Origin of the sequence: Streptomyces sp. NPDC085460 (genome assembly GCF_044541975.1) — a bacterium.
Lineage (GTDB): Bacteria > Actinomycetota > Actinomycetes > Streptomycetales > Streptomycetaceae > Streptomyces.
Genome location: NZ_JBITTO010000006.1, coordinates 183,802 through 208,926, shown reverse-complemented (window position 1 = coordinate 208,926; position 25,125 = coordinate 183,802). Strand labels below are relative to the sequence as shown.

Annotated in this window: 25 protein-coding genes; 6 read left to right on the top strand and 19 right to left on the bottom strand. The window is 71.5% G+C overall.

The window, feature by feature from the left end; all coding sequences use genetic code 11:
• The first annotated feature begins 169 nt into the window (after positions 1-169).
• Positions 170-1,204 (top strand): LLM class flavin-dependent oxidoreductase, encoded by a 1,035-nt coding sequence (locus ACIGHB_RS17360; RefSeq protein WP_399913926.1) that lies wholly within the window; start codon positions 170-172, stop codon positions 1,202-1,204.
• 133 nt (positions 1,205-1,337) lie between these two features.
• Here ACIGHB_RS17360 and ACIGHB_RS17355 read toward each other — a convergent pair whose 3' ends face one another.
• Complete coding sequence (locus ACIGHB_RS17355) at positions 1,338-1,730, bottom strand: SCO5389 family protein (RefSeq protein WP_360310700.1); 393 nt, start codon at positions 1,728-1,730, stop codon at positions 1,338-1,340.
• A 227-nt stretch (positions 1,731-1,957) separates the two neighbouring features.
• On the opposite strand from ACIGHB_RS17355, the gene nucS reads away from it, so the two are divergent.
• Positions 1,958-2,629, top strand: coding sequence for an endonuclease NucS (gene nucS, locus ACIGHB_RS17350; protein ID WP_399913922.1), 672 nt, complete (start codon positions 1,958-1,960; stop codon positions 2,627-2,629).
• A gap of 69 nt (positions 2,630-2,698) precedes the next feature.
• Here the strand turns inward: nucS and ACIGHB_RS17345 are convergent, their stop codons facing one another.
• The 3 genes from ACIGHB_RS17345 to ACIGHB_RS17335 form a co-directional block, all read right to left on the bottom strand.
• Positions 2,699-5,407 carry an ATP-binding protein gene (locus tag ACIGHB_RS17345; protein ID WP_399913919.1) on the bottom strand — a complete coding sequence of 903 codons (2,709 nt, stop codon included), beginning with the start codon at positions 5,405-5,407 and terminating at the stop codon, positions 2,699-2,701.
• Positions 5,408-5,634: 227 nt separating this feature from the next.
• Positions 5,635-5,958, bottom strand: coding sequence for an STAS domain-containing protein (locus tag ACIGHB_RS17340; RefSeq protein ID WP_360318477.1), 324 nt, complete (start codon positions 5,956-5,958; stop codon positions 5,635-5,637).
• Positions 5,959-6,085: 127 nt separating this feature from the next.
• Positions 6,086-6,934: a 3-hydroxyacyl-CoA dehydrogenase family protein gene (locus ACIGHB_RS17335; protein WP_360318474.1), complete on the bottom strand. Its 849-nt coding sequence runs from the start codon at positions 6,932-6,934 to the stop codon at positions 6,086-6,088.
• Between the two features lie 201 nt (positions 6,935-7,135).
• Between ACIGHB_RS17335 and ACIGHB_RS17330 the strand changes: the two genes are divergently transcribed.
• Positions 7,136-7,708 (top strand): cob(I)yrinic acid a,c-diamide adenosyltransferase, encoded by a 573-nt coding sequence (locus tag ACIGHB_RS17330; protein WP_360318471.1) that lies wholly within the window; start codon positions 7,136-7,138, stop codon positions 7,706-7,708.
• Here ACIGHB_RS17330 and ACIGHB_RS17325 read toward each other — a convergent pair.
• Positions 7,705-8,379 (bottom strand): hypothetical protein, encoded by a 675-nt coding sequence (locus ACIGHB_RS17325; protein WP_360318469.1) that lies wholly within the window; start codon positions 8,377-8,379, stop codon positions 7,705-7,707. The genes ACIGHB_RS17330 and ACIGHB_RS17325 overlap by 4 nt on opposite strands.
• Positions 8,380-8,552: 173 nt before the next feature.
• Here ACIGHB_RS17325 and ACIGHB_RS17320 point away from each other — a divergent pair, with 173 nt between their 5' ends.
• The 3 genes from ACIGHB_RS17320 to ACIGHB_RS17310 all read left to right on the top strand — a co-directional run bounded on the left by ACIGHB_RS17320 (position 8,553) and on the right by ACIGHB_RS17310 (position 12,370).
• Positions 8,553-9,749: a histidine kinase gene (locus ACIGHB_RS17320; protein ID WP_360318466.1), complete on the top strand. Its 1,197-nt coding sequence runs from the start codon at positions 8,553-8,555 to the stop codon at positions 9,747-9,749.
• Positions 9,746-10,405 (top strand): response regulator, encoded by a 660-nt coding sequence (locus ACIGHB_RS17315; RefSeq protein ID WP_388871523.1) that lies wholly within the window; start codon positions 9,746-9,748, stop codon positions 10,403-10,405. The genes ACIGHB_RS17320 and ACIGHB_RS17315 overlap by 4 nt, the downstream gene beginning before the upstream one ends.
• Positions 10,406-10,612: 207 nt before the next feature.
• Positions 10,613-12,370: a glycoside hydrolase family 18 chitinase gene (locus tag ACIGHB_RS17310; RefSeq protein ID WP_360318483.1), complete on the top strand. Its 1,758-nt coding sequence runs from the start codon at positions 10,613-10,615 to the stop codon at positions 12,368-12,370.
• A 58-nt stretch (positions 12,371-12,428) separates the two neighbouring features.
• On the opposite strand, the gene ACIGHB_RS17305 is transcribed toward ACIGHB_RS17310, so the two are convergent.
• The 14 genes from ACIGHB_RS17305 to ACIGHB_RS17240 form a co-directional block, all read right to left on the bottom strand.
• Positions 12,429-12,875: a DUF2550 domain-containing protein gene (locus ACIGHB_RS17305; protein ID WP_150233122.1), complete on the bottom strand. Its 447-nt coding sequence runs from the start codon at positions 12,873-12,875 to the stop codon at positions 12,429-12,431.
• Between the two features lie 146 nt (positions 12,876-13,021).
• The gene (locus tag ACIGHB_RS17300; protein ID WP_031006240.1) at positions 13,022-13,396 is read right to left on the bottom strand and encodes a F0F1 ATP synthase subunit epsilon; all 375 of its coding nucleotides are present in this window, start codon (positions 13,394-13,396) and stop codon (positions 13,022-13,024) included.
• A 114-nt stretch (positions 13,397-13,510) separates the two neighbouring features.
• The gene (gene atpD, locus ACIGHB_RS17295) at positions 13,511-14,953 is read right to left on the bottom strand and encodes a F0F1 ATP synthase subunit beta (RefSeq protein WP_360318461.1); all 1,443 of its coding nucleotides are present in this window, start codon (positions 14,951-14,953) and stop codon (positions 13,511-13,513) included.
• Positions 14,953-15,870: a F0F1 ATP synthase subunit gamma gene (locus ACIGHB_RS17290; RefSeq protein ID WP_360318459.1), complete on the bottom strand. Its 918-nt coding sequence runs from the start codon at positions 15,868-15,870 to the stop codon at positions 14,953-14,955. Before ACIGHB_RS17290 ends, atpD begins: the two co-directional genes overlap by 1 nt.
• A gap of 20 nt (positions 15,871-15,890) precedes the next feature.
• The gene (gene atpA, locus ACIGHB_RS17285) at positions 15,891-17,489 is read right to left on the bottom strand and encodes a F0F1 ATP synthase subunit alpha (protein WP_360318457.1); all 1,599 of its coding nucleotides are present in this window, start codon (positions 17,487-17,489) and stop codon (positions 15,891-15,893) included.
• A 137-nt stretch (positions 17,490-17,626) separates the two neighbouring features.
• The gene (locus ACIGHB_RS17280) at positions 17,627-18,442 is read right to left on the bottom strand and encodes a F0F1 ATP synthase subunit delta (protein WP_399913909.1); all 816 of its coding nucleotides are present in this window, start codon (positions 18,440-18,442) and stop codon (positions 17,627-17,629) included.
• Entirely contained in the window at positions 18,439-18,984 is a 546-nt protein-coding gene (locus ACIGHB_RS17275; RefSeq protein WP_360318453.1) for a F0F1 ATP synthase subunit B, read from the bottom strand. Before ACIGHB_RS17275 ends, ACIGHB_RS17280 begins: the two co-directional genes overlap by 4 nt.
• A 44-nt stretch (positions 18,985-19,028) precedes the next feature.
• A complete protein-coding gene (gene atpE / locus ACIGHB_RS17270) occupies positions 19,029-19,259 on the bottom strand; it encodes an ATP synthase F0 subunit C (protein WP_006346597.1) in 231 nt (76 codons plus the stop codon).
• Between the two features lie 90 nt (positions 19,260-19,349).
• Positions 19,350-20,159, bottom strand: coding sequence for a F0F1 ATP synthase subunit A (gene atpB, locus ACIGHB_RS17265; protein ID WP_030492608.1), 810 nt, complete (start codon positions 20,157-20,159; stop codon positions 19,350-19,352).
• A 225-nt stretch (positions 20,160-20,384) separates the two neighbouring features.
• Positions 20,385-20,798, bottom strand: coding sequence for a hypothetical protein (locus ACIGHB_RS17260; RefSeq protein ID WP_360318450.1), 414 nt, complete (start codon positions 20,796-20,798; stop codon positions 20,385-20,387).
• Positions 20,799-21,082: 284 nt separating this feature from the next.
• Entirely contained in the window at positions 21,083-22,393 is a 1,311-nt protein-coding gene (locus ACIGHB_RS17255; RefSeq protein WP_399913904.1) for an MraY family glycosyltransferase, read from the bottom strand.
• 119 nt (positions 22,394-22,512) lie between these two features.
• Positions 22,513-23,760 (bottom strand): serine hydroxymethyltransferase, encoded by a 1,248-nt coding sequence (glyA, locus tag ACIGHB_RS17250; RefSeq protein ID WP_399913901.1) that lies wholly within the window; start codon positions 23,758-23,760, stop codon positions 22,513-22,515.
• A 68-nt stretch (positions 23,761-23,828) separates the two neighbouring features.
• Positions 23,829-24,473, bottom strand: coding sequence for a protein-tyrosine-phosphatase (locus tag ACIGHB_RS17245; protein ID WP_360318444.1), 645 nt, complete (start codon positions 24,471-24,473; stop codon positions 23,829-23,831).
• Complete coding sequence (locus tag ACIGHB_RS17240) at positions 24,470-25,117, bottom strand: L-threonylcarbamoyladenylate synthase (protein ID WP_360318442.1); 648 nt, start codon at positions 25,115-25,117, stop codon at positions 24,470-24,472. Before ACIGHB_RS17240 ends, ACIGHB_RS17245 begins: the two co-directional genes overlap by 4 nt.
• Positions 25,118-25,125: the final 8 nt, after the last annotated feature.

Below are 25,125 nucleotides of genomic sequence, written 5' to 3'. Positions count from 1 at the left end.
CCGTTCCCTCCAGCGTACGGGCCGCGACAGGGGGGCCGGGGCCCCGGCCGGAGCGCGCGGGCCGAAAATCGCAAGAACTTCGCGCGGGGCCGTTGCCTTTGGCACGTGTCAGGCGTTGTTGCCGGTACGAGGGGGAGTCAACGCGTCGGCCGCGAGGAGGCAGAAGGCGATGCGCGTAGGAACGTTCGTTCTGGCGGCTCAGTTTCCGGGCCAGGGGCAGGGAGAGGCACTGCACCGCGCGGTGCGGACCGCCGAGGTGGCCGAGGAGGCGGGCCTGGACTCGGTCTGGCTGGCCGAGCACCATTTCGTGCCGTACGGCGTCTGCCCGTCGGCGGTGACGCTGGCGGCGCTGCTGCTCGGCCGCACCCGCCGGCTGCGGGTGGGGACGGCGGTGAGCGTGCTGCCGAGCGTCCACCCGGTCGCCCTCGGCGAGCAGGCGGCGCTGCTGCACGTGGTCTCGGGCGGCAGATTCACCCTCGGGGTGGGCCGCGGCGGGCCGTGGGTGGACCTGGAGGTGTTCGGCGCGGGTCTGGAGGCGTACGAGCGCGGCTTCCCCGAGGCCCTCGATCTGCTGCTGCGCTGGCTGACCGAGGCGCGGGTGGGTGCGGAGGGCGAACGATTCTCCTTCCGTGAGGTGCCGGTGGTGCCCCGGCCCGGTGAGCTGATCGGCGGCGACGCGTCGCCGGAGGTGGTCGTCGCCTGCACCTCGCCGAAGAGCGTGCGGCTCGCGGCCGAGCGCGGGCTGCCGATGCTCCTCGGCATGCACTGCGGCGACGAGGACAAGGCGGAGATGGTGGCCGCCTGGGCCCGCTGCGCGCGCGAGGCCGGACGGGACCCGGACGAGATCGCGCGGATCGCCGCCGGGCACGTCTCCGCAGGCGTGGTGCAGCTCGCGGACCGTACGCAGGAGGCGGCGGAGACCCTGGTGAAGGCGATGCCGGGCTGGCTGAGGCAGGGCCTGAACGCGCATGTGACGGTGGACGGCAGGCACCGGGCGATGCGGGACCCGGTGGCGTACACCGAGCTGCTCTGCTCGCTGCACCCGGTCGGCACCCCGGCCGTCGCGGCCGACCGGCTGGCGGCGACCGCCGAGCGCACCGGGATCACCCGCTTCGCCCTGCTCGCCGAGGGCTCCGGCGAGCTCGCCGGCACCGAGGAGAACCTGCGGCGCCTCGGCGCCGAGGTCCTGCCCCGGCTGGGCTGAGCGGCCGGACCGGACCCGCCGTCGCCCCGGCGTCCCCGCGTGCGGTGCGCGTCGGCACGCACCGCACGCGGCTCCCGCGACGCGGAGCGGCGGCGTTCGAGTCCTCGCCGGTCCCGGTGGCGACGGCCGGACCTCAGCAGTCGCGGAGCTCCGGCGACTGGTTGAGCAGCTGGCCCCGTATCGAGGTGAAGCGGGCGAGCCGCTCGTCCACCGACGGGTCCAGCGGGAAGACCGCCACGCGGTGGCAGTTCTGGAAGGCGAGACGCACACCGAAGTGGCGCTGGAGCGCACCGCGGATGGCGTCGCTCGCCAAGGCGCGGAGCAGCTGACCGCGGGCCTGCTCGTTCGGCGGCGGCGTCTGGTTGTCGGCGAACTCTCCGCCTTCCACCTCCAGCTGGGCCACCAGAGAACTGATCATCTCCCACGCGAAGGGCAGGGAGGTCCGGACGCAGTCGACGAAAGCGGCTTCGTCGACCTCGCCTCGCTCGGCCTGTTCCAACAGTGCCGGTGAGACGTCGAGCGACATGGGTTCTCCTCTCGCGACCCCGCGGACGGGGTCTGTGCGGGCAGGGACGAGGGCCGACGTACGCCACGCAGCGTGCACGGACGACGACCTCCAGCATCCACGGTAAGCGCGCGGTGCTGCCCGCACCAGGAGAATGGGCACACAACAGGCCGATAACCGACGGGTGTTCGGCTCATGCGGGTGCCCGAATCGCGTAGAAGGGCGCTCCTCTTGTAGCGTTGCCGACCATGCGTCTCGTCATTGCCCGTTGCTCCGTGGACTACGCGGGCCGGCTCACGGCCCATCTGCCCTCCGCACCCCGTCTGATCCTGATCAAGGCCGACGGCAGCGTCTCGATCCACGCGGACGACCGGGCGTACAAACCGCTCAACTGGATGTCTCCGCCGTGCACCCTCAAGGAGGGTGCCGATGGTGAGGCCGGCGTCTGGACCGTGATCAACAAAGCGGGCGAGAAACTGATCATCACGATGGAGGAGATCCTCCACGACTCGTCCCACGAGCTGGGTGTGGACCCGGGTCTCATCAAGGACGGCGTCGAGGCCCACCTCCAGGAGCTGCTCGCCGACCGCATCGAGACGCTCGGCGAGGGCTGGTCGCTGGTCCGCCGCGAGTACCCGACGGCGATCGGCCCGGTCGACATCCTCTGCCGGACCGCCGACGGCGCCACGGTCGCGGTCGAGATCAAGCGGCGCGGTGAGATCGACGGCGTGGAGCAGCTGACCCGCTATCTGGAGCTGCTCAACCGCGATCCGCTGCTCGCCCCGGTGAAGGGCATCTTCGCGGCCCAGGAGATCAAGCCGCAGGCGCGGGTCCTCGCGACGGACCGCGGGATCGACTGCGTGGTGCTCGACTACGACGCGCTGCGCGGCATCGAGGACGACAAGCTGCGGCTGTTCTGAGCCGGGCGGTACGACGAGGGGGACGGCCCCGGGCGCGGTGAGCGCCCGGGGCCGTCCCCTTTCCCGGTCTCAGCCGACCGTGGCGGTGCCGGGGGTGGGGGTGCCGTCGAGGGTGGAGGAGGCGTCGGCGCCCGGTGACGTGGTGGTGGTCGTGACGCTGGGCGCCGGGCTCGACGAGGTCGTGGACGGGGTGGCCGTCGGCGGGGTCGGGGGCGACACCGACGTGGACGGCGGGGTGGTCGAGACCGGTGGCGTGGTCGTCGTCGGCGTCGAGGGCCGGGTCGTGCTCGGTCCGGGGCTCGTCGGCGGGTCCGTCGGCGTCGTCGGGCCGTCCGTCGTGCCGGGGGCGCTCGTGGTGGGCGTCGGGTCCGGCGCGCCGGAGGTGGTGGTGGACGGCGCGCCGGTCCCCGTGGGGTCCGTGCCGGCCGACGTCGGGGTGGTGCCGGGCGTGGTGGGGCCGGGCGAGCCGGAGGCGGTGGGGGTGCCGCTCGCGGGCGGGTCGGCGGGTTCGGAGTCGTCCGGGGCGCCGTCGTCGGTGCCGGGGACCTCGTCGGTGCCGTCGCCCTGGTCGGCGGTGCTGTCGGTGGTGACGGTGCCGGAGGTCGGCGTCTCGTCGGTGCCGGAGGTGGCGCCGAGGGTGACGACGGTGCCGAGGACGGCGACGAGCAGGGCGCCGGCTCCGACGGCCGCGAGGTTGCGGCGGGTGCCGTCGAGGATGCCGGCCTTGAGGCTCCGGCGCGGCTTGTCCGCCGGTGCGGCCGTACGCGAGACGACGGTGGGGCCCTGGTCCTCGGCGTCCGCGTAGGCCGGGAAGTCCGGGAAGGCGGACGGGGCGGCGGCGGGGACCGGCGGCAGCAGCTCGGTCGGCGGTTCGGGGGCGGCCAGGGTGACGGGCGGGGCCACGGGCAGGCCGCGGGGCGGGGAGTCGGTACGGGACGGCGGCGGGGTCCGCGGGGGCTCCTGCTCGCGGGTGAGGTCGGCGACGAGGGCGAGGGCCCTGCGTCCGGCGACGGTGCCGCGCTTGTCGGCGAGGACGCCGCGCAGACCGATGGACGCCTCCAGTTCGGCGCGGGCGCGGCCGAGGTTGCCCCCGCAGACGGCGAGGACGCCGAGCTCGTGGTGGAAGTACGCCTCCTCGGCGACGTCCCCGGCGAGCCGGGCGGCCTCCTGGCCGGAGCGCAGGGCGCGCTCCCAGGCGCCCCAGTGGAGCCCGGCGGCGAAGGCGGGGGCTGCGGCCCGGGCGAGGGCGACGGCGGTGGCGCGGGGGTCGGCGCCGGGCTCGCCGCCGGCCGCTCCGGCCGCGGCGGCGTCCGCCGGGGCTCCGGTCGCGCCGCCGTGGTCGCCGCCGACGAGGGCGCCGAGGGCGGCGAGCAGGGCGTCGGACTCGGCGGAGGCGCGCTCGGGCCCGACCGAGGGGTGTCCGGCCCACCAGGCGTAGTGCTGGGCGGCGGTGTGGACGCGGTCGGCGGCGTCGTGGCCGTAGCCGTGGGCGAGGAGCTGGGTGAGGACGCCGCCGGCGAGGCGGTGCCGGGTGCCGGCGGGGCTGAGCAGCCCGCAGGCCCGCAGTTCGCCGAGGGCCGCGTCGGCGTGGGTGTCGCCGACGAGCGCCGGGAGGTGGGCGTGGTGCGGGACCTCTCCGCCGAGGGCGACGGCGAAGCGGAGGGTGGTCTGGGCGGAGCGGCTGAGCCGGGAGGCGAGCAGCGCGGCGGGGGCGGCGCCCTCGCCGAGGCTGGGGAGCGGCACCTCGTGGAGCTCGATGTCGGGGTTCTCGTACGGGTCGAGGGCGGGTACGGCGCCGGCGGGGCCCGTTCCCGGTCCCGTGCCCGTCGGGCCGAACGCCTCTTCCAGGGCGCCGAAGGCGTCGAACTCGGCCGGGGTGACGCGGAGCCGGTCGCGCTGCCGGAGCAGGGCGCCGGCCTGGACGAAGCGGAGCGGCAGGCCCTCGGACTCGAACCAGAGGTCGCCGGCCCAGTTGGCCTCCTCCTCGGTGAGGCGGCGGCCGACGGCGGCCTCCAGGAGGTGGAGGGAGGCGGCGCGGCCGAGGCCGGGGAGGGCGACCTCCTCGATCGGGGCGTCGGCGGAGGGGACGGGGACGCCGGGGGCGGCGGCGAGGAGGAAGGCGCACTCGGGGGCCGCGGCGAGGAGTTCGTCCAGGGCGGCGCCGCCGAACTCCAGGTCGTCCACGACGACGACGGCGCCGATGCCGGTGAGGTCGGCGCGCAGCCCGTCGCGGTCGGGCCGGTGGCCGGGGGCGTGCAGGACGGCGGCGCGGAGGTCGTGGAGGAGTTCGCCGGTGGTGCGGTGGTGGCCGGAGAGGCGGACGACGCCGTCGGGGGCGAGCGTGGCGCAGTCGGCGGCGACGGCGTCGAGGAGGGCGGTGCGGCCGGAGCCGTCAGGGCCGGTGAGGCGGGCGCAGCGGCCCCGGGTCAGGGTCTCGGTGAGCCGGGCGCGCTGTTCCTCGCGCTCCAGGAGGGGCAGCGCGGGGGCGGCGGGTCCCGGCGGGACGGGCACGGCGGCGGCGCGGGCGGCCTCGGCGCGCTCCTCGGGGGTGCGGCGGCGGACGGCCGGGGGTTCCTCGCCGGGCGGGCGGGCTTCGATCTCGCTGCCGTCGACGGGGTTGACGGTGAGCAGCAGGTCGCCGGAGACGATCCGGGTGACGCGGGCGCGGGCGGGTGCCGGGGCGGCGCGGTCGGGCAGGGCGGCGGGCTGTGCGGGGCGGGCGTCCTCGGCCGCGGCGTCGTGACCGGACTCGGCCGGCCCGCGGTGTATCGGGTCCATGGTCAAAGCCCCCAAGAGCGGTGGTGCGGAGCCCGCCGGGTGGGTCCGTCGTCGGGTGCGGGCGACCGAACCCTAGACGGTCACGGGACCCCCGGGAACAGGCGGGGTGCCGTGGAGACCAAGACGTCACGGTCTTGTGAGGATTGAGCGTGACGCCTGGTTCGCACAGGGGCTTCACACTCCGGGGCGCCCCGTTCACCCCCGGGGGCCGCGCGCGCACCGGCCGGTCAGACGCGGGGCAGGGACTCCAGGGCGAGGCCGCCCTCGATGGCGAGGATGCGGTGGAGGCGGGTGGCGACGAGGAGCCGCTGCATCTGCGGCGGTACCCCGCGCAGGACGAGCCGGCGGCCGCAGCGGCCGGCCCGTCGGTGCGCGCCCATGATCACGCCGAGGCCGGTGGCGTCCCAGGAGTCGAGTCCGGTCAGGTCGAGCACCAGGTCGCCGACTCCGTCGTCGACGGCCGTGTGCAGGACCGTACGGGCGTCCGCCGCGCTGCGGACGTCGAGGCGGCCCCCGACGACCAGCTCGGCGTGGTCGCCCCTGATGTGCATAGTCGCTCCCCGGGAAATGCTCCGTCTTCGCAACAACTGACTGCTGCCTCGGCAGATACGTTGCGCCTTGTCGTCGAACCGATACCTGAATTCACTCCATGGAGTGAGCCTGTGTGGCGGGCGGAGCTCAGTACGTGTAGAAGCCCTGCCCGCTCTTGCGGCCGAGGTCGCCCGCGTCCACCATCCGGCGCATCAGCTCCGGCGGGGCGAACTTCTCGTCCTGGGTCTCGGCGTAGATGTTGCCGGTGGCGTTGACGAGGATGTCGACGCCGGTGAGGTCGGCGGTGGCGAGGGGGCCCATGGCGTGGCCGAAGCCCAGCTTGCAGGCGAGGTCGATGTCCTCGGCGGTGGCGACGCCCGACTCGTACAGCTTGGCGGCCTCGACGACGAGGGCGGAGATGAGGCGGGTGGTGACGAAGCCGGCGACGTCGCGGTTGACGACGATGCAGGTCTTGCCGACGGACTCGGCGAAGGAGCGGGCGGCGGCGAGGGTGGCGTCGCTCGTCTTGTGGCCGCGGACGAGCTCGACCAGCTGCATCATCGGGACCGGCGAGAAGAAGTGGACGCCGACGACGGCCTCGGGGCGCTCCGTGACCGCCGCGATCTTGGTGATCGGGAGGGCGGAGGTGTTGGAGGCGAGGACCGCGCCGTCCTTCGCGATCTTGTCGAGGGAGCGGAAGATCTCGTGCTTGACCTCGATCTTCTCGAAGACGGCCTCGACGACGATGTCGGCGTCGGCGACGGCTTCGAGCTCGGTGGTGGCGGTGATGCGGCCGAGGGCGGCCTCCGCGTCGGCGGCCGAGAGCTTGCCCTTGGCGACGAACTTCTCGTACGACGCCTTGATGCCGTCGGTGCCGCGGGTCAGGGCGGCGTCGGTGACGTCCCGCAGGACGACGTCCCAGCCGGCCTGGGCCGAGACCTGTGCGATGCCGGCTCCCATGAGTCCGGCCCCGATGACGGCGAGCTTTCCGGCCACGAATTCCACCCCTTAACACCTGTTCACTTCTGGCTCTTCGGCGGAGATTAGCGGGCGCGGGGCGCCGTGGGGCCGCTAAGTAATGCGCGTCACGCCCTCTTTGACGGACGTCACACTCGCGACATCCGTCCGGGGGCCGCGCCGCCGTGACGGTCGGCACACGCGCGGTCCCGGGGGCCGGAGTCTCACTAGTCTGGTCCCATGGTCAATCTGACGCGCATCTACACCCGCACCGGCGACCAGGGCACGACGGCCCTGGGCGACATGAGCCGCACCGCCAAGACCGACCTCCGGATCGCGGCCTACGCGGACACCAACGAGGCCAACGCCGTCCTCGGCACCGCGCTCGCGCTCGGGCAGCTGGCGGAGGAGGTCGTGACGGTCCTCACCCGCGTCCAGAACGACCTCTTCGACGTGGGCGCCGACCTCGCCACCCCGGTCGTGGAGGACCCGAAGTACCCGCCGCTGCGAGTGGAGCAGAGCTACGTCGACAAGCTGGAGGCGGACTGCGACCGCTTCCTGGAGGAGCTGGAGAAGCTCCGCTCCTTCATCCTCCCCGGCGGCACGCCCGGCGCGGCCCTGCTGCACCAGGCGTGCACGGTGGTCCGGCGGGCCGAGCGGTCGACCTGGGCCGCCCTGGAGGTCCACGGCGAGACGATGAACCCGCTCACCGCCACGTACCTCAACCGGCTGTCGGACCTGCTCTTCATTCTTGCCCGCACGGCCAACAAGGCGGTCGGGGACGTCCTCTGGGTCCCCGGAGGCGACCGCTAGCCCGCCTGCCGCCCACCGCCGGGGGTCCGGGGGTCGCCCCCGGGGGACGCGGCATCCTCGCGCGCGCGGCCGGCAAGGCGGTCGGGGACGTCCTCCGGGTCCCGGGCGGGGAGCGGTGAGCGGTCCTCGGCCGGGGGTTCGGGGGCCGACTTGGGGAAGAGCGCGTAGCTGAGGGCGATCAGGCCGTGGATGCCGACGGCCTTCCAGACGCCGTTGATCCAGCCGCGGAGCGACGAGGTGTCGCCGGCGTCGCCGACGTACCAGATGGCGGCGGTGAGCAGGCCGGTGGCGACGACGGCCGCGACCACCGTGCCGAGCCAGATGGCGCCCTCGTGCAGGGCGCGGCCCTTGCCGTAGCGGGGCGGCTTCGCGGGCGGCGGGGCGCCGCCGAAGCGGTGGGCGGCGATGCCGTCGAGCCACTTCACGGTCCGGTGGCCGTGGCCGACGGTGTAGCCGATGTACACGGCGGCGAGACCGTGCCGCCAGCTGGGTTCGGCGCCGTTCTTGAGGTCCATCGCGGTCACGACCAGGAGCAGGACCTCCAGGAGCGGCTCGCACAGCAGCAGCCCCAGGCCCAGCCTGGGCATCCGCAACAGGTAGCGGGCGGCGAGCCCGGCGGCCAGCAGGACCCAGAACCCCACCTCGCAGACGACGATCAGCGTGACGATCACGGCGCTTCCCCTTTCGCTTCCCCCTGCGGGTGCTTCCAGCCTCCCGTGCGGCCGGCCCGGAATCGTCGTCGCCGGTGACGAAACGGGACTACATCCTTCGACGGAGGCGTACAAGGGCGCGGATCGGCCCCGGCGGCGAGGACCCGGGGCCGCCCGACGTGTTGGATGGGGACGTGACCCTCCCCCGCCCGCACCGCGTCGATCTGCTCATCGCCCTCGCCGGGCTGGCCACCGGGCTGCTCCTGTGGTCGTTCGGCCTGTACACCACGGGCGGCCGGCTCTTCGACGAGCGCTGGGCGGCGCTCGTCCCGCTGGCCGTGATGGCCGGGGCGGAGGCGCTGCGCCGGGTGGCCCCGCAGACCGCGCTGATCGCGGGGACGCTGGCGATCGTGGCCGACCAGTTCACCAACGGGAACCTGGCCACCGTGCTGATGTTCACGGACATCGTCTACGCGGCGGTCGTCTACGGCACCCCCGGCCAGGCCCGCCGCATCCCGTACACCACCGCGCTGGTCACGGTGGCCACCACGGTCGCCTTCCTGGTCTGGTGGCAGAACGCGTTCGCGCTGCTCGTCGGCGTGATCACCGGCATCGTCTCGTTCCTGCCCGCCGTCACCGGCTCGATCGTGCGCAACCACCGGGAGGCGGCCGAGTCCGCCCGGCTGCGCGCCGAGCAGACCGCGCTGCTCGCCGAGATCGACCGGGCGCAGGCGGTGGTGGCGGAGCGGGCCAGGATGGCGCGGGAGCTGCACGACATGGTGGCCAACCACCTCTCCGCGATCGCGATCCACTCGACGGCGGCGCTCTCCCTCGACGATCCCGGCACCACCCGGCAGGCGCTCACGGTGATCCGGGAGAACAGCGTGGCGGGGCTCGCGGAGATGCGGCGGCTGATCGGGCTGCTGCGGGAGAGCGGCGCGGAGACCGAGCCGGCGGCGACGGCGACGCTGGCGGGTCTGGACGCGCTGGTGGAGCAGGCGCGGACGAACGGTACGGCGAGCGGGCTGCGCTTCGCGCTGGACGACGCCCGGCGGGACGGCCCGGGGCTGCCGGCGCCGGTGGAGCTGGCGGCGTACCGGATCGTCCAGGAGTCACTCACGAACGCGCTGAAGCACGCGGCGCCCGGCGAGGTGCGGGTGGCGCTGGCGCACGAGGAGGGGGCGCTGCGGGTGACGGTGACGAGTCCGTACGGGCAGCGGCCCGGGCCGGGCGCGCCGGGCTCGGGCGCGGGTCTGGTGGGCATGCGCGAGCGGGTGGCGCTGCTCGACGGCTCCCTGGAGGCGGGTCCCGAGGCCGTGGACGGGGGCGCGAAGGTGTGGCGGGTACGGGCGGTGCTGCCCGTGGGAGCGAGCGAGGAGGAGCGGGCATGACGGTGCGGGTGGTGGTGGCCGAGGACCAGGGCGCGGTACGGGCCGGTCTGGTGCTGATCCTGGGCAGTGCGCCGGACATCGAGGTGGTCGGGGAGGCCGAGGACGGCGAGCGGGCGGTGGAGCTGGCCCGGGAGCTGCGGCCGGACCTGGTGCTGATGGATGTGCAGATGCCCCGGATGGACGGGGTGACGGCGACCCGCCTCGTGGTGGCGGAGGGCCTCGCGGACGTGCTGGTGCTGACCACCTTCGATCTGGACGAGTACGTCTTCGGGGCGCTGCGCGCGGGGGCTTCGGGCTTCCTGCTGAAGAACGCGGACGCGCGGGAGCTGATCGAGGCGGTGCGGACGGTGGCGCGGGGCGAGGGGCTGATCGCGCCGGCGGTGACCCGGCGGCTCATCGCGGAGTTCGCGACGACGGGCGCGGCGGCTCCCCGGCCGGCGCCGGGGCGGGACGCGTCCTGTCTGGAGGCGCTGACGCCGAGGGAGCGGGAGGTGCTGGCCGCGCTGGGGGCGGGGCTCTCGAACGCGGAGGTGGCGGTGCGGCTGGACATGGCGGAGACGACGGTGAAGACGCACGTCAGCAAGGTGCTGGGGAAGCTCGGGCTGCGCAGCCGGGTCCAAGCGGCCGTACTGGCACAGGAGTTGGGGCTCCGGTAGAACCCGCCGACGTTGGTCTGGACCTCTTGACGGTTGGTCCAGACCTTTCTACGCTCGCGGGGCGCGCGCAACTCTCCCGGACCACCCCCACCCAGAACGTCCGCAACTTGAGGAGCACCGTTGAGCACTCAAGCACCGACGCGCCGAAGAGGATTCAGGGCACGGGCCGCAGCCGCCCTGACCGCCCTGGCCCTCCCGCTCGCCGCCATGGTCGGTCTCGCCACCCCCGCGGAGGCGGCCACCTCCGCCACGGCGACCTACACCAAGACCCAGGACTGGGGAAGCGGCTTCGGCGCCAGCTGGACCATCAAGAACACCGGCACCACCACCATCAGCTCGTGGAACCTGGAGTGGGACTACCCCTCCGGCACCCGGGTCACCTCCGCGTGGGACGCCACCGTCACCAACAGCGGCGACCACTGGACCGCCAAGAACGTCGGCTGGAACGGCACCCTGGCCCCCGGCGCCTCCGTCTCCTTCGGCTACAACGGCGCCGGATCCGGCGCCCCCACCGGCTGTAAGATCAACGGCGCCTCCTGCGACGGATCGACCCAGCCCGGCGACAACCCGCCCTCCGCCCCCGGCACCCCGGTCGCCTCGGACATCACCAACACCTCGGTGAAGCTCAGCTGGGGCGCGGCCACCGACGACAAGGGCGTCAAGAACTACGACGTCCTGCGCGACGGCACGAAGGTCACCACCACCACCGCGCTGACCTTCACCGACCAGGGCCTCACCGCCGGCACCGACTACACCTACAGCGTCGTCGCCCGCGACACCATCGACCAGACCGGTCCCGCCGCCGGCCCGACCCCGGTGCGCACCACCGGGGGCGACACCCCGCCGCCGCCGAAGGCCGTCAAGCTGGGGTACTTCACCAACTGGGGCGTCTACGGGCGCAACTACCACGTGAAGAACATCGTGACCTCGGGCTCCGCGTCCAAGATCACCCACATCAACTACGCCTTCGGCAACGTCCAGGGCGGCAAGTGCACCATCGGTGACGCCTACGCCGACTACGACAAGGCGTACACCGCCGACCAGTCCGTCGACGGCGTCGCCGACACCTGGGACCAGCCGCTGCGCGGCAACTTCAACCAGCTCCGCAAGCTGAAGAAGGCGTACCCGAACATCAAGGTCCTCTGGTCCTTCGGCGGCTGGACCTGGTCCGGCGGCTTCGGCCAGGCCGTCCAGAACCCCGCCGCGTTCGCGCAGTCCTGCTACGACCTGGTCGAGGACCCGCGCTGGGCCGACGTCTTCGACGGCATCGACCTGGACTGGGAGTACCCGAACGCCTGCGGCCTCAGCTGCGACACCAGCGGTCCCGCGTCCTTCAAGAACATGATGCAGGCCATGCGCGCCAAGTTCGGCGCGAACAACCTGGTCACCGCGGCCGTCACGGCCGACGCCTCCGCCGGCGGCAAGATCGACGCCGCCGACTACGCGGGCGCCGCGCCGTACTACGACTGGCTGAACGTGATGACGTACGACTTCTTCGGCGCCTGGGCGGCGAAGGGTCCGACGGCCCCGCACTCCCCGCTGACCGCGTACCCCGGCATCCCGCAGGCGGGCTTCAACTCCGCCGAGGCGATCGCCAAGTTCAAGGCCAAGGGCGTCCCGGCCAACAAGCTGCTGCTCGGCATCGGCTTCTACGGCCGCGGCTGGACCGGCGTCACCCAGTCCGCCCCCGGCGGCACCGCCACCGGACCGGCGCAGGGCACCTACGAGCAGGGCATCGAGGACTACAAGGTCCTCAAGAACTCCTGCCCGGCCAACGGCACCGTCGCCGGCACCGCCTACGCCCACTGCGGCACCAACTGGTGGAGCTACGACACCCCCGCCACCGTCAACTCCAAGATGAGCTGGGCCAAGAACCAGGGCCTCGGCGGAGCCTTCTTCTGGGAGTTCAGCGGTGACACCTCGAACGGCGAGCTCGTGAACGCCATCAACGGCGGCCTGAGCTAGCACCCCGGGCACGACGAAGCGGGGGACGGTGCAGCACACCGTCCCCCGCTTCCTGCGTCTACGCGACGTTCACCCTCTGCCCGGGCGGCGCCGCCTCCAGCCAGGCCATGAAACCGGTCCGGGCGTCCTCGCTCATCGCGAGCTCCAGACGGACGCCGTTGTACATGCACGGCTGGATCACCGAGTCGGAGAGGAGCGCCAGCTCCTCCTCGCCCTCCGGCATCCGGCGCTCCAGGGCCACGATGGCCGAACGCTCCAGGAAACGGCGCGGCCGGGGCGCGTACGAGAAGACCCGGAACCAGGCGATCTCGTCGCCGCTGTACCGGGCCACGCCGTACACCCAGCCCTTGCCGGACAGGTCCGGCTCCTCCGGGACGTCCCAGCGCAGCGAACAGTCGAAGGTGCCGCCGGCCCGCTGGATCAGCCTGCGCCGCAAGCCGAAGACGAAGAGCCCGATCACCACCAGTGCGACGACCAGGCCGCACACGAGCAGAGCGAGGAACATCTTCACCGACCTCCTCGCTGCGTCCCGTGACCGGCGCCGCCGGCCGAACCGAATACAACCTGCATCTGCATCGCCTCAGCCGCGGCACGGTCTGGAACATTCCAGCCGTGCCGCGGCTGAGGGCACTACTCTTCGGTGCGGGTCCGCTAGCGGACCGCTACCGCGCGCAGCCGGACCTCGGCGCGCCGCTCGGCGGCGGCGTCCTCGTCCGACTTGGCACGCTCCAGCGCGCGCTCGGCGCGCTGGGCGTCGATCTCGTCCGCCAGCTCGGCGATCTCCGCGAGGAGCGACAGCTTGTCGTCCGCGAAGGAGATGAAACCGCCGTGGACGGCGGCCACGACGGTGGCGCCCTCGCTCGTACGGATGGTCACCGGGCCCGACTCCAGCACACCGAGCAGCGGCTGGTGACCGGGCATGACGCCGATGTCGCCGGAGGTGGTACGCGCGATGACCAGGGTGGCCTCGCCGGACCAGACACTCCGGTCCGCGGCGACCAGCTCGACGTGCAGCTCAGCAGCCAAGGGTGGCTCCTCGGGTCACCACCCGGCGGTGCTGCCGGGTGTTGGGATCAATTCTAAGGGGCGTGACGAGGGGGACGGGAACGGCTCCCGCCCCCCTCAGGGCGAGCACGGGGCTCAGGAGACGCCGAGCTCCTTGGCGTTGTTCTTGAGGTCCTCAAGACCACCGCACATGAAGAACGCCTGCTCCGGGAAGTGGTCGAACTCGCCGTCGCAGATCGCGTTGAACGCGGCGATCGACTCGTCCAGCGGAACGTCCGAACCGTCCACACCGGTGAACTGCTTGGCGGCGTGGGTGTTCTGCGACAGGAAGCGCTCGACACGACGCGCACGGTGCACGACGAGCTTGTCCTCCTCGCTGAGCTCGTCGATACCGAGGATCGCGATGATGTCCTGGAGGTCCTTGTACTTCTGCAGGATGCCCTTGACGCGCATGGCGGCGTCGTAGTGGTCCTGCGCGATGTAGCGCGGGTCCAGGATCCGGGACGTGGAGTCCAGCGGGTCCACGGCCGGGTAGATGCCCTTCTCGGAGATCGGACGGGAGAGAACCGTCGTCGCGTCGAGGTGGGCGAAGGTGGTCGCCGGCGCCGGGTCGGTGAGGTCGTCGGCGGGGACGTAGATCGCCTGCATCGAGGTGATCGAGTGACCACGGGTCGAGGTGATGCGCTCCTGGAGGAGACCCATCTCGTCGGCCAGGTTCGGCTGGTAACCCACCGCGGAGGGCATACGGCCGAGCAGGGTCGACACCTCGGAACCGGCCTGGGTGAAGCGGAAGATGTTGTCGATGAAGAACAGCACGTCCTGCTTCTGCACATCGCGGAAGTACTCCGCCATGGTCAGACCGGCGAGGGCGACGCGGAGACGGGTGCCCGGGGGCTCGTCCATCTGGCCGAAGACCAGGGCGGTCTTGTCCAGAACGCCGGACTCTTCCATTTCCGCGATGAGGTCGTTGCCCTCACGGGTGCGCTCGCCGACGCCGGCGAAGACGGAAACGCCCTCGTGCAGCTTGGCCACACGCATGATCATTTCCTGGATCAGAACGGTCTTGCCGACACCGGCACCACCGAACAGACCGATCTTTCCACCCTTGACGTACGGGGTGAGAAGGTCGACGACCTTCAGGCCGGTCTCGAACATCTCGGTCTTCGACTCGAGGTCCGCGAACGCCGGGGCCTTGCGGTGGATGGACCAGCGCTCGCTGACCTCCGACTCCGCCTCGGGCTCGTTCAGGATCTGACCCAGCGTGTTGAACACGCGGCCCTTGGTGACGTCGCCGACGGGCACCGTGATGCCGTCGCCGGTGTCGACCACGGGGGCCTGGCGGACCAGACCGTCGGTGGGCTGCATCGAGATGGTGCGGACGACGCCGTCACCCAGGTGCTGCGCGACCTCGAGGGTCAGCGTCTTGAGCGCGCCCTCCTCGGCCGGGTCGGCGACCTCGACGTGAAGGGCGTTGTAGATCTCCGGCATCGCGTCGACGGGGAACTCCACGTCGACGACCGGGCCGATGACCCGGGCGACGCGGCCCGTGGCGGCGGCCGTCTCAACAGTGGTCGTCATTACTTGTCACTCCCCGCGGTCGCGTCGGCCAGGGCTGCGGTGCCACCGACGATCTCGCTGATTTCCTGGGTGATTTCGGCCTGGCGGGCCGCGTTGGCAAGTCGGGAGAGGTTGTTGATCAAGTCTCCCGCGTTGTCGGTCGCCGACTTCATCGCACGCCGCGTCGCGGCGTGCTTCGACGCCGACGACTGGAGCAGCGCGTTGTAGATGCGGCTCTCGACGTAGCGCGGCAGAAGGGCGTCCAGGACGTCCTCCGCCGACGGCTCGAAGTCGTACAGCGGACGGAGCGTGTCCGGCTCGCCCGCCTCCTTCGCCACCTCGTCGAGGCTGAGGGGCAGCAGCCGGGCCTCGACCGCCGTCTGCGTCATCATCGAGACGAACTCGGTGTAGACGATGTGGAGCTCGTCCACACCACCCTCCGCCGTGGCCTTCTCGATCGCCTCGATCAGCGGCACGCCGATCTTCTTGGCGTCCGCGTACGTCGGCTCGTCCGTGAAGCCGGCCCAGGTGTCGGCCAGCTTGCGCTCACGGAAGTTGAAGTGCGCGATGCCGCGACGGCCGACGACGTAGACGTCGACCTCGCGACCCGCGCCCTCCAGCCGCTTGATGAGCTGCTCCGCCGCCTTGATGGCGTTGGAGTTGAAGGCGCCGGCCAGACCGCGGTCGCTCGACAGGAGCAGAACCGCGGCACGGGTCGGGTTCTCGGCCTCGGTGGTCAGCGCGTGCTTGTCGTTGGCACCCGTGGCCACCGCGGTCACCGCGCGGGTGAGCTCGGTGGCGTACGGGGTCGACGCCTGCACCTTGCGCTGAGCCTTGACCACGCGCGAGGCGGCGATCATCTCCATCGCCTTGGTGATCTTCTTCGTCGCGGTGACGGATTTGATGCGACGCTTGTAGACCCGGAGCTGCGCTCCCATGAGTCAGGTCCCTTCCGTCGTCACTTCGAGACGTTGACGGCGGCAGGGGCGTCCTCGCCGAGCAGCTTGCCGTCAGAGGTCTCGAACTGCTTCTTGAACTCCGCGATGGCGTCGGCGACGGCCGTCAGGGTGTCGTCCGACATCTTCTTGCCCTCGCGGATGGAGGTCATGAGACCCGAGTGGTTCTGGCGGAGGTACGCCAGGAGCTCGGCCTCGAAGCGACGGATGTCGGCGACCGGGACGTCGTCCATCTTGCCGGTGGTGCCGGCCCAGACGGAGACGACCTGGTTCTCGGTCGGCATCGGCTGGTACTGAGCCTGCTTGAGCAGCTCGACCATCCGCTGACCACGCTCCAGCTGCGCCTTCGAGGCCGCGTCCAGGTCGGAACCGAAGGCGGCGAACGCCTCCAGCTCACGGAACTGGGCGAGGTCCACGCGGAGGCGACCGGCGATCTGCTTCATGGCCGGGTGCTGGGCGGAGCCACCGACACGGGAGACCGAGATACCGACGTTCAGGGCCGGGCGCTGGCCGGCGTTGAACAGGTCGGACTCCAGGAAGCACTGGCCGTCGGTGATGGAGATGACGTTGGTCGGGATGAACGCCGAGACGTCGTTGGCCTTGGTCTCGACGATCGGCAGACCGGTCATCGAGCCGGCACCGAGCTCGTCCGAGAGCTTGGCGCAGCGCTCGAGGAGACGCGAGTGCAGGTAGAAGACGTCACCCGGGTAGGCCTCACGGCCCGGCGGGCGGCGCAGCAGCAGCGACACGGCGCGGTAGGCGTCGGCCTGCTTCGACAGGTCGTCGAAGACGATGAGGACGTGCTTGCCCTCGTACATCCAGTGCTGACCGATGGCCGAGCCGGTGTACGGGGCGAGGTACTTGAAGCCGGCCGGGTCGGACGCGGGGGCGGCGACGATCGTCGTGTACTCGAGCGCGCCGGCCTCCTCCAGGGCACCGCGCACGGACGCGATGGTGGAGCCCTTCTGGCCGATGGCGACGTAGATGCAGCGGACCTGCTTGTTCACGTCGCCCGAGCGCCAGTTGTCGCGCTGGTTGATGATCGTGTCGACGCACAGCGCGGTCTTGCCGGTCTGGCGGTCGCCGATGACCAGCTGGCGCTGACCGCGGCCGACCGGGGTCATGGCGTCGACGGCCTTGTAGCCGGTCTCCATCGGCTCGTGGACCGACTTACGGGCCATGACGCCGGGGGCCTGCAGTTCGAGGGCGCGGCGGCCCTCGGTCGCGATCTCGCCGAGACCGTCGATCGGGTTGCCGAGCGGGTCGACGACGCGACCCAGGTATCCCTCACCGACGCCGACGGAGAGGACCTCGCCGGTGCGCTGCACCGACTGCCCCTCCTCGATGCCGCTGAACTCACCGAGAACGATCGCACCGATCTCGCGCTCTTCGAGGTTCAGCGCGAGGCCGAGGGTTCCGTCCTCGAACTTCAGCAGCTCGTTCGCCATGGCCGAGGGAAGACCCTCGACCTTCGCGATGCCGTCACCGGCCAGGCTGACCGTGCCGACCTCCTCGCGCGAGGCCGCGTCCGGCTGGTACGACTGGACGAAGGTCTCCAGCGCGTCCCGGATCTCCTCCGGCCGGATCGTGAGCTCCGCCATCTGGGTTCCCTGCTCTCCTTGTTGGGCCCGAAGTTTCTTAAGGGGTCTGGGGGCCGACCCCCAGGAATCTTCTGCAATCTCTGCACGGCCCAACCGGGCCGCTGTGATGCGTGTTGTGTTGCCGGCGGCGGGTGCCGTCAGCCGGCCAGTCGCCGCTTCGCCTCGCCGAGGCGCTCGGAGACCGTGCCGTCGATGACCTCGTCACCGACCCGCACCGAGATCCCGCCGAGGACCGCGGGGTCCACGTCCAGGTTCAGGTGCATCTCGCGGCCGTACAGCTTCGCGAGGACGCCACCGAGGCGCTGCTTCTGCTGGTCGGACAGCGGCACCGCCGAGGTGACGACGGCGACCATCCGGTTCCGGCGCGCCGCGGCGAGCTTGGACAGGGACTCGAGTCCCGCTTCCAGGCTACGTCCCCGGGGCTGGGTCACCAGACGGACGACCACGCGCTCGGTGGTGGCGTGGGCCTTGCCGCCGAGCAGGCTGCGGAGCAGCTCGCCCTTCGCGGTGGCCGTGGCGGTCTTGTCCGTCAGCGCGGAGCGGAGCTCGGTGCTGGAGGACACGATCCGGCCGAAGCGGAACAGCTCGTCCTCGACGTCGTCGAGGGCGCCCGCCTTCTGGGCCGCGGTGAGGTCGGCGGTGTTCGCCAGCTCCTCGGTCGAGTCGACCAGGTCGCGCGAGCGCGACCAGCGGGACCGGACCATGCCGGAGACCAGATCGACGGTCTCTCCGCCCACCTGACCGTTCAGGAGTCGCTGCGCGAGCTCGGCCTTGGCCTCACCCGCCTGCGCGGGGTCGGTCAGGACCCGGCGCAGCGACACCTCGCGGTCGAGCAGGGCGGTTACTGCGGCCAGCTCGTCCGCCAGCTTCGCCGCGTCGACCGAGGTGTTGTCGGTCAGCGCGTCGAGGGACTCGCGGGCGGCGGCCAGTGCCTCACGGCTCGCTCCGTTCATCGGACGGCCTCTGCCTTCTCCTCGAGCTCATCGAGGAAGCGGTCGATCGTCCGGCTCTGGCGGGCGGTGTCCTCGAGGGACTCGCCGACCAGCTTGCCGGCCAGGTCGGTGGCGAGCTTGCCGACGTCCTGGCGCAGCGAGGCGGTCGCGGCCTTGCGGTCGGCCTCGATCTGCGAGTGACCGGCGGCGATGATCTCCTCGCGCTGGCGCTGGCCCTCCGCCTTCATCTCCTGGATGATCGCGGTGCCCTGCTCCGTCGCCTCCTGGCGGAGACGCGCGGCCTCGTGGCGGGCCTCGGCAAGCTGTGCCTTGTACTGCTCCAGCACACTCTGAGCCTCGATCTGGGCCGACTCGGCCTTCTCGATGCCACCCTCGATGGCCTCGCGGCGCTCGACCAGAACCTTGTTGATGTTCGGGAGGAGCTTCTTGGCGAGGAAGCCGAAGACGATGACGAAGGCGATCAGGCCGATGACGAGCTCGTCAAGATGCGGGAGGAGGGGGGGCTGGGGCTCCCCCTCGGCCGCAAGAAGCAGAGCGTTCACATCAGTGCCTTCCGTGAAAATGTGGCTGTCGTCGAGAAGCAGGCTTAGTAGACGAAGCCCATGACGATGCCGATGAGGGCGAGCGCCTCACAGAAGGCGAAACCCATGATCTGGTTGGTACGGATCAGGCCGGCCGCCTCGGGCTGGCGGGCGAGGGCCTGGGTGCCGTTACCGAAGATGATGCCGACGCCGACGCCGGGGCCGATCGCGGCGAGGCCGTAACCGATGGCGGCGACGTTGCCTTCGACAGCAGCAAGGGTCTGGAGAGCGGACATGCCGGTTCTTCCTTCTCTTTCAAGGACCCGGTGGGGGTTGGCCACCGGAGACTGCGGGGTGGGTGGTGGAGCTGGTCCGTGGCAGGGGGCTCAGTGGTGCTCGGAGAGCGCGCCCTGGACGTAGCTGCAGGCCAGGAGGACGAAGACGTACGCCTGGACGGCCTGGATGAAGAGCTCGAAGGCGGTCATCACGAGGACCATCACGAAGGACGTGCCGGCGTAGACGATGCCGATGCCGTTGAGCAGGTACCAGGAGGCCAGCGAGAACATCACGATCAGCAGGTGACCGGCGAACATGTTCGCGAACAGTCGGACCGCGTGCGTGAAGGGCCGGATGATCAGGTTCGAGAAGAACTCGAGGACGACGACCAGCGGGAGGATCGGGCCGAGGGACTTGTCCCAGCCGACGATGTTCTTCCAGCCGCCGACGAAGCCGTGCTTCTTGAAGGTCAGCGAGACCCAGAGCACGTACACGATCAGCGCGAGGGCCGCCGGGAAGGCGATCAGCGAGGTGACCGGGAACTGGGCCAGCGGGATGATCGACCAGAGGTTCATCATCCAGACGAGGAAGAACATCGACACCATGAAGGGGACGTACTTCTCGCCGTCCTTCTTGCCGATGATCTCGTAGACGATGCCGCGGCGCACGAAGTCGTAACCGGCCTCGCCGATCATCTGCATCTTGCCGGGGACCAGCTTCGGCTTGCGGAAGGCCGCCCAGAAGAAACCGACCACCACGACCGAGCTCAGGACCGCGAGCAGCATGGGCTTGGTCAGCTCGAAGCTGCCCCACGTGGCGATCGGCTCGTAGATGAACGTGTGCAGGCCCGGAGCCGGGAAGCCACATCCGGTGAAGATGTGGCAATCCGGGTCGAAGGCAAGCGTCTGGTCAGCACTCACCGCGGGCTCCTTCAGCGTGGCGCATAGGTACGGCAACCTCGTTGTGTCGGCGCGGCGCGCAGCCGCGGGTCGGCACTGGACTGGTCTTACGGATAAGGGGGCGGCGGGTCGGCTTCGAGCCTCGCGCTGGGACAGGCGCCTCTTCGGATGCCCGCGCCCGCAGTGCCGCAGTTGGCACCGGACGATAGCAGGAAGCCGAACGCGTCTTTATACCGGCCCTACCCCTCACGGCTTCGAACCCGTTTTCCCGGGCTCGACGTACGCGATCTTGGCCTTCATGTAGGCACGGGCCTGCGCCGCGACCCACACCACGGTCGTCGCGAGCACGGTGAAGGCGAAGGCTTTGAAGTCGAACACCGTGGTGCCCTTCAGCACGGCCAGGAAGACGGCGAGAACCAGCAGCTGCGTCGTGTAGAGCAAGAGCCCCATGGCCTGGAACAGCTGCGGGTGCTTCTTTGCCGTCCGCTGGAGCACCAGCATCCCGATGCCCATGAAGAGGAGCACGACCAGGGTGCCGAGCCCGGCGCCGATCGCCCCCTTCCCGCCGGCGACGATGCCGCTGATCACCGTGGCGATGACGCCGACGGCGGCAGAGGGTACGACGGCCGAGAGAAGGAGGCGTGCGTCGGTGGAAGGCATGGCGGTGTCTCCGCTGTGATGGAGGGGGCGATGGTGTCGTCAGGGACGAGCGTATGCCCGGTCCGAGGTGGGTCTCGGGGCCAACAGACCGTCGCACTACGGTCTTTCGGCACTGTCGCCGGGTCTCGTGAACGGTATCACAAACTATTTGAGTAGTTCTTTACACATGGGGTGTGCCAACTGTCACACATGAGGGCTACAACGCGCGGTTGTGCGCGACAGCGGGGCGTCTTGTCTGGTATTGGCCCCCACTGAGGCATTCGGCCGGCGTCGCCGACCACCCGTCAACCGCGCGTTCCGGCCTTCCTCCGGTCGGAGAAGCGCGAGCGGTGACCGATGGCCGTCGAGCCGTGCAGCCCGGCCGGCACCGGAACCCGCTCCTCCTCCTCGGCCGCCGCGTGCTCCGGCTCGGGTTCCGGCAGCGGCTTGCGGCGCCGGTACCGCGGCGGGACGACGGCCTCCGCCCAGCGGGGCGCCCGCGGCGAGAAGCGCGGCAGCAGGAGCAGCACCAGACCGATGGCGCTCAGCACGGTGATGACGAGCACGATCCACATCGACGTCGAGTGGACCGAGTACGCGAGCGCCCCGAAGGCGATCAGCGCCGACCAGAAGTACATGATCAGCACCGCCCGGCTGTGCGAGTGCCCGATCTCCAGGAGCCGGTGGTGCAGGTGCCCGCGGTCGGCGGCGAAGGGCGACTGGCCCTTCCAGGTCCGCCGGACGATCGCCAGGACCAGGTCGGTCATCGGGATCGCGAGGATGGTCAGCGGCAGGATCAGCGGGATGAAGACCGGAAGGGCCGCGTGGGTCGCCTCCCGGGTCGAGCCCTCGAAGATCTTCAGGGTGTCGGGGTCCACCTGGCCGGTGATGGAGATGGCCGAGGCGGCGAGGATCAGGCCGATCAGCATCGAGCCGGAGTCGCCCATGAAGATCCGCGCCGGGTGCATGTTGTGCGGCAGGAAGCCCAGGCACATGCCCATGAGGATCGCGGCGAAGAGGGTGGCGGGGGCCGCGGCCTCGATCGTGTAGCCGTACCAGAGCCGGTACGCGTACAGGAAGAAGGCGCCGGTGGCGATGCAGACCATGCCCGCCGCGAGGCCGTCGAGACCGTCGACGAAGTTCACTGCGTTGATCGTGATGACGACCAGGGCCACCGTCAGCAGCGTGCCCTGCCACTGGGTCAGCGCGACCGTCCCGACACCGGGGATCGGCAGCCACAGGATCGTCAGACCCTGCGCCACCATCACGCCGGCCGAGATCATCTGCGCGCCCAGCTTGATCAGCGCGTCCAGCTCGAACTTGTCGTCCAGGACGCCGATCAGCCAGATCAGCGCGGCGCCGGAGAGCAGCGCGCGCGGCTCGTTCGACTGCTCGAAGACGCTGTTGAGGTTCTGGAGGTGGTCGGCGACGAGCAGACCCGCGCACAGCCCGAAGAACATGGCGATGCCACCGAGCCGCGGTGTCGGTTCTCGGTGTACGTCACGCGCGCGGATCTCCGGCATCGCCCCGGTCGCGATGGCGAACTTCCGCACCGGACCGGTCAGCAGATAGGTCACCGCGGCCGTGACACAGAGCGTCAGCAGGTAATCACGCACGGGCTGTCCCCACAGGAATCGCTGGCCATCTCAGCCCCACACCCTAGCCGTGCCGTCCATGTGGTTGGAGACACCAGGGGTCCCCGAACGGTTGCGGGCGCCCCTCGGGCGTCTCGCGCTCACCGTCCATACGGGGGAAAACTCCTGGTCAGCTCCCGTACCTCGGCCCGTACCCGAGCCGTCTCCTCCGGTTCGTCGCGGAGCGCCGCGGTGAACAGGGCGGCGATCCGCGCCATCTCCGGGGCGCCCATCCCCTGGGTGGTGACCGCGGCGGTGCCGAGCCGGATGCCCCGCCCGTCCCCGTACGGCAGGGCGCAGGTGTCGAGGACGACGCCGGCGGCGGAGAGCCGGGACCGCGCGGTGCGGCCGTCGACGCCGAGCGGGGCGGGGTCGGCGGTGATGAGGTGGGTGTCCGTGCCGCCGGTGGTCAGCGCGAAGCCCTCGGCGGACAGCGCGGCCGCCAGCACGCGCGCGTGCTCGACCACCCGATGGGCGTACCCGGTGAAGGCCGGAGTGGACGCCTCCCCCAGGGCCACCGCCTTCGCCGCGATGGTGTGCATCTGGGCGCCGCCCTGGGTGAACGGGAAGACCGCGCGGTCCACCCGCTCCGCCAGCTCCGCCGTGCACAGCACCATCCCGCCGCGCGGCCCGCGCAGCACCTTGTGGGTGGTGGCGCAGACGATGTCGGCGTACGGGACGGGGTTGGGCGCCGCTCCCCCGGCGACGAGTCCGATGGGGTGGGCGGCGTCGGCGATCAGATAGGCGCCGACCTCGTCGGCGACGGCCCGGAAGAGCGCGTAGTCGGGGTGGCGGGGGTAGGAGATCGAGCCGCAGACGATCGCCTTGGGCCGGTGGTGGCGGGCGAGCGCGGCGAGCTGCTCGTAGTCGATGAGCCCGGTCTCGGCGTCGACGCCGTACGGGACGAAGTCGAACCAGCGGCCCGAGAAGTTCGCGGGGGAACCGTGGGTGAGGTGGCCCCCGTGGTCCAGGCCCATGGCGAGGACCGTGTCACCGGGCCTGAGAAGGGCCGCGTACGCCGCCAGGACGGCCGAGGAGCCCGAGTGCGGCTGGAGGTTGGCGTGATCGGCTCCGAAGAGCGCGGTGGCCCGTTCGACGGCGATCCGCTCGGCCGCGTCGGCGTACGCGCAGCCGCCGTGGTGCCGGGCGCCCGGATATCCCTCGGCGTACTTGTTGGCGAGCTGCGAGCCGAGCGTGGCGAGCACCGCCGGCGAGGTGAAGTTCTCCGCCGCGATCAGCTGGAGCGTCTCGGCCTGCCGCCGCGCCTCCCCGAGCAGCACGTCGGCGATCTCCGGATCCTGCCGCCGCAGGACGTCGAGGACCTCTTCGGGGGGCGCGCTGACCGACATGGCTGACTCCGTGCCTGGAGGGACGTAGCCCCAATGTAGGCCCGCCCGCCCGGGGGCGCCCCCGGAGCTCAGCGCCTCGTGGGGACGCCCGTCAGAGCCGTGACGACAGGATCCAGGGCCTCCTGGATCTCGTCGCCGATGGAGCGGAAGACGGTGATGGGGGCGCCGTAGGGGTCGTTGACCTCGTCGGCCTCGGCGGAGGGGGCCAGGAGCCACCCGCGTAGAGCGGCGGCCGCGCGGACCAGGGCGCGCGCGCGTTCCTCCACGCCGTCGCGCGGGTCCGGCAGGGTCGCGGGGTCGATGGCGCGGACCAGCCGGGTGAACTCCTTCAGGGTGAAGGTGCGCAGTCCGGCCGAGTGGCCCATCGAGATGACCTGCGCGCGGTGGTCGCGGGTCGCGGTGAGGACGAGGTCGGCGCGGATGACGTGCTCGTCGAGGAGCTCGCGCCCGACGAAGCCACTGTGGTCGGCGCCGAAGTCGGCGAGGACCAGCTCCGCGTTGGTCTCCATGGGGGCGCCCTCGTGGCCCCAGGTGCCGGCGCTCTCCACGATGAGGCCCCGGCCGAGCCCGTCGCCGAGCCGCTCGCCCAGGGCGTGGCGGGTCAGCCGCTCGGTGATGGGCGAGCGGCAGACGTTGCCGGTGCTGACGTGGAGGATGCGGAAGGCGCCGACGTGCTCGTACCCCGCTATGCCACGCCCCTCAGGGGCGGTCAACTGGCCACCTCGAGGTCGGGTACGACCTTGCGGAGCTCCTCCGGTGACAGCGCGCCCTCGCGCAGCAGCACCGGGACCTTGCCCGTGACGTCGACGATGGAGGAGGGGACGAGGGCGGGCGTCGGGCCGCCGTCGAGGTAGACGGAGACGGCGTCGCCGAGCATCTGCTGGGCGGCGTCGCAGTCCTCCGGCGCGGGCTGCCCGATGGTGTTGGCCGAGGAGACGGCCATCGGGCCGACGTCGGTGAGCAGCTCGATGGCGACCGGGTGCAGCGGCATGCGGATGGCGACGGTGCCGCGGGTATCGCCGAGGTTCCACATGAGGGACGGCTGGTGGCGGGCGACCAGGGTGAGCGGGCCGGGCCAGAAGGCGTCGACGAGCTCCCACGCGTGCTCGGAGAAGTCGGTGACGAGGCCGTGCAGCGTGTTCGGGGAGCCGATGAGGACGGGGGTGGGCATGGTGCGGCCCCGGCCCTTGGCGGCGAGCAGGTCCGCGACGGCCTCGGCGGAGAAGGCGTCCGCGCCGAGCCCGTACACGGTGTCGGTGGGGAGCACGACGAGCTCGCCGCGGCGGACGGCCGACGCGGCTTCGCGCAGGCCGGTCGCACGGTCGGTCGACTCGTTGCAGTCGTATCGGCGTGCCATCAGTCGCG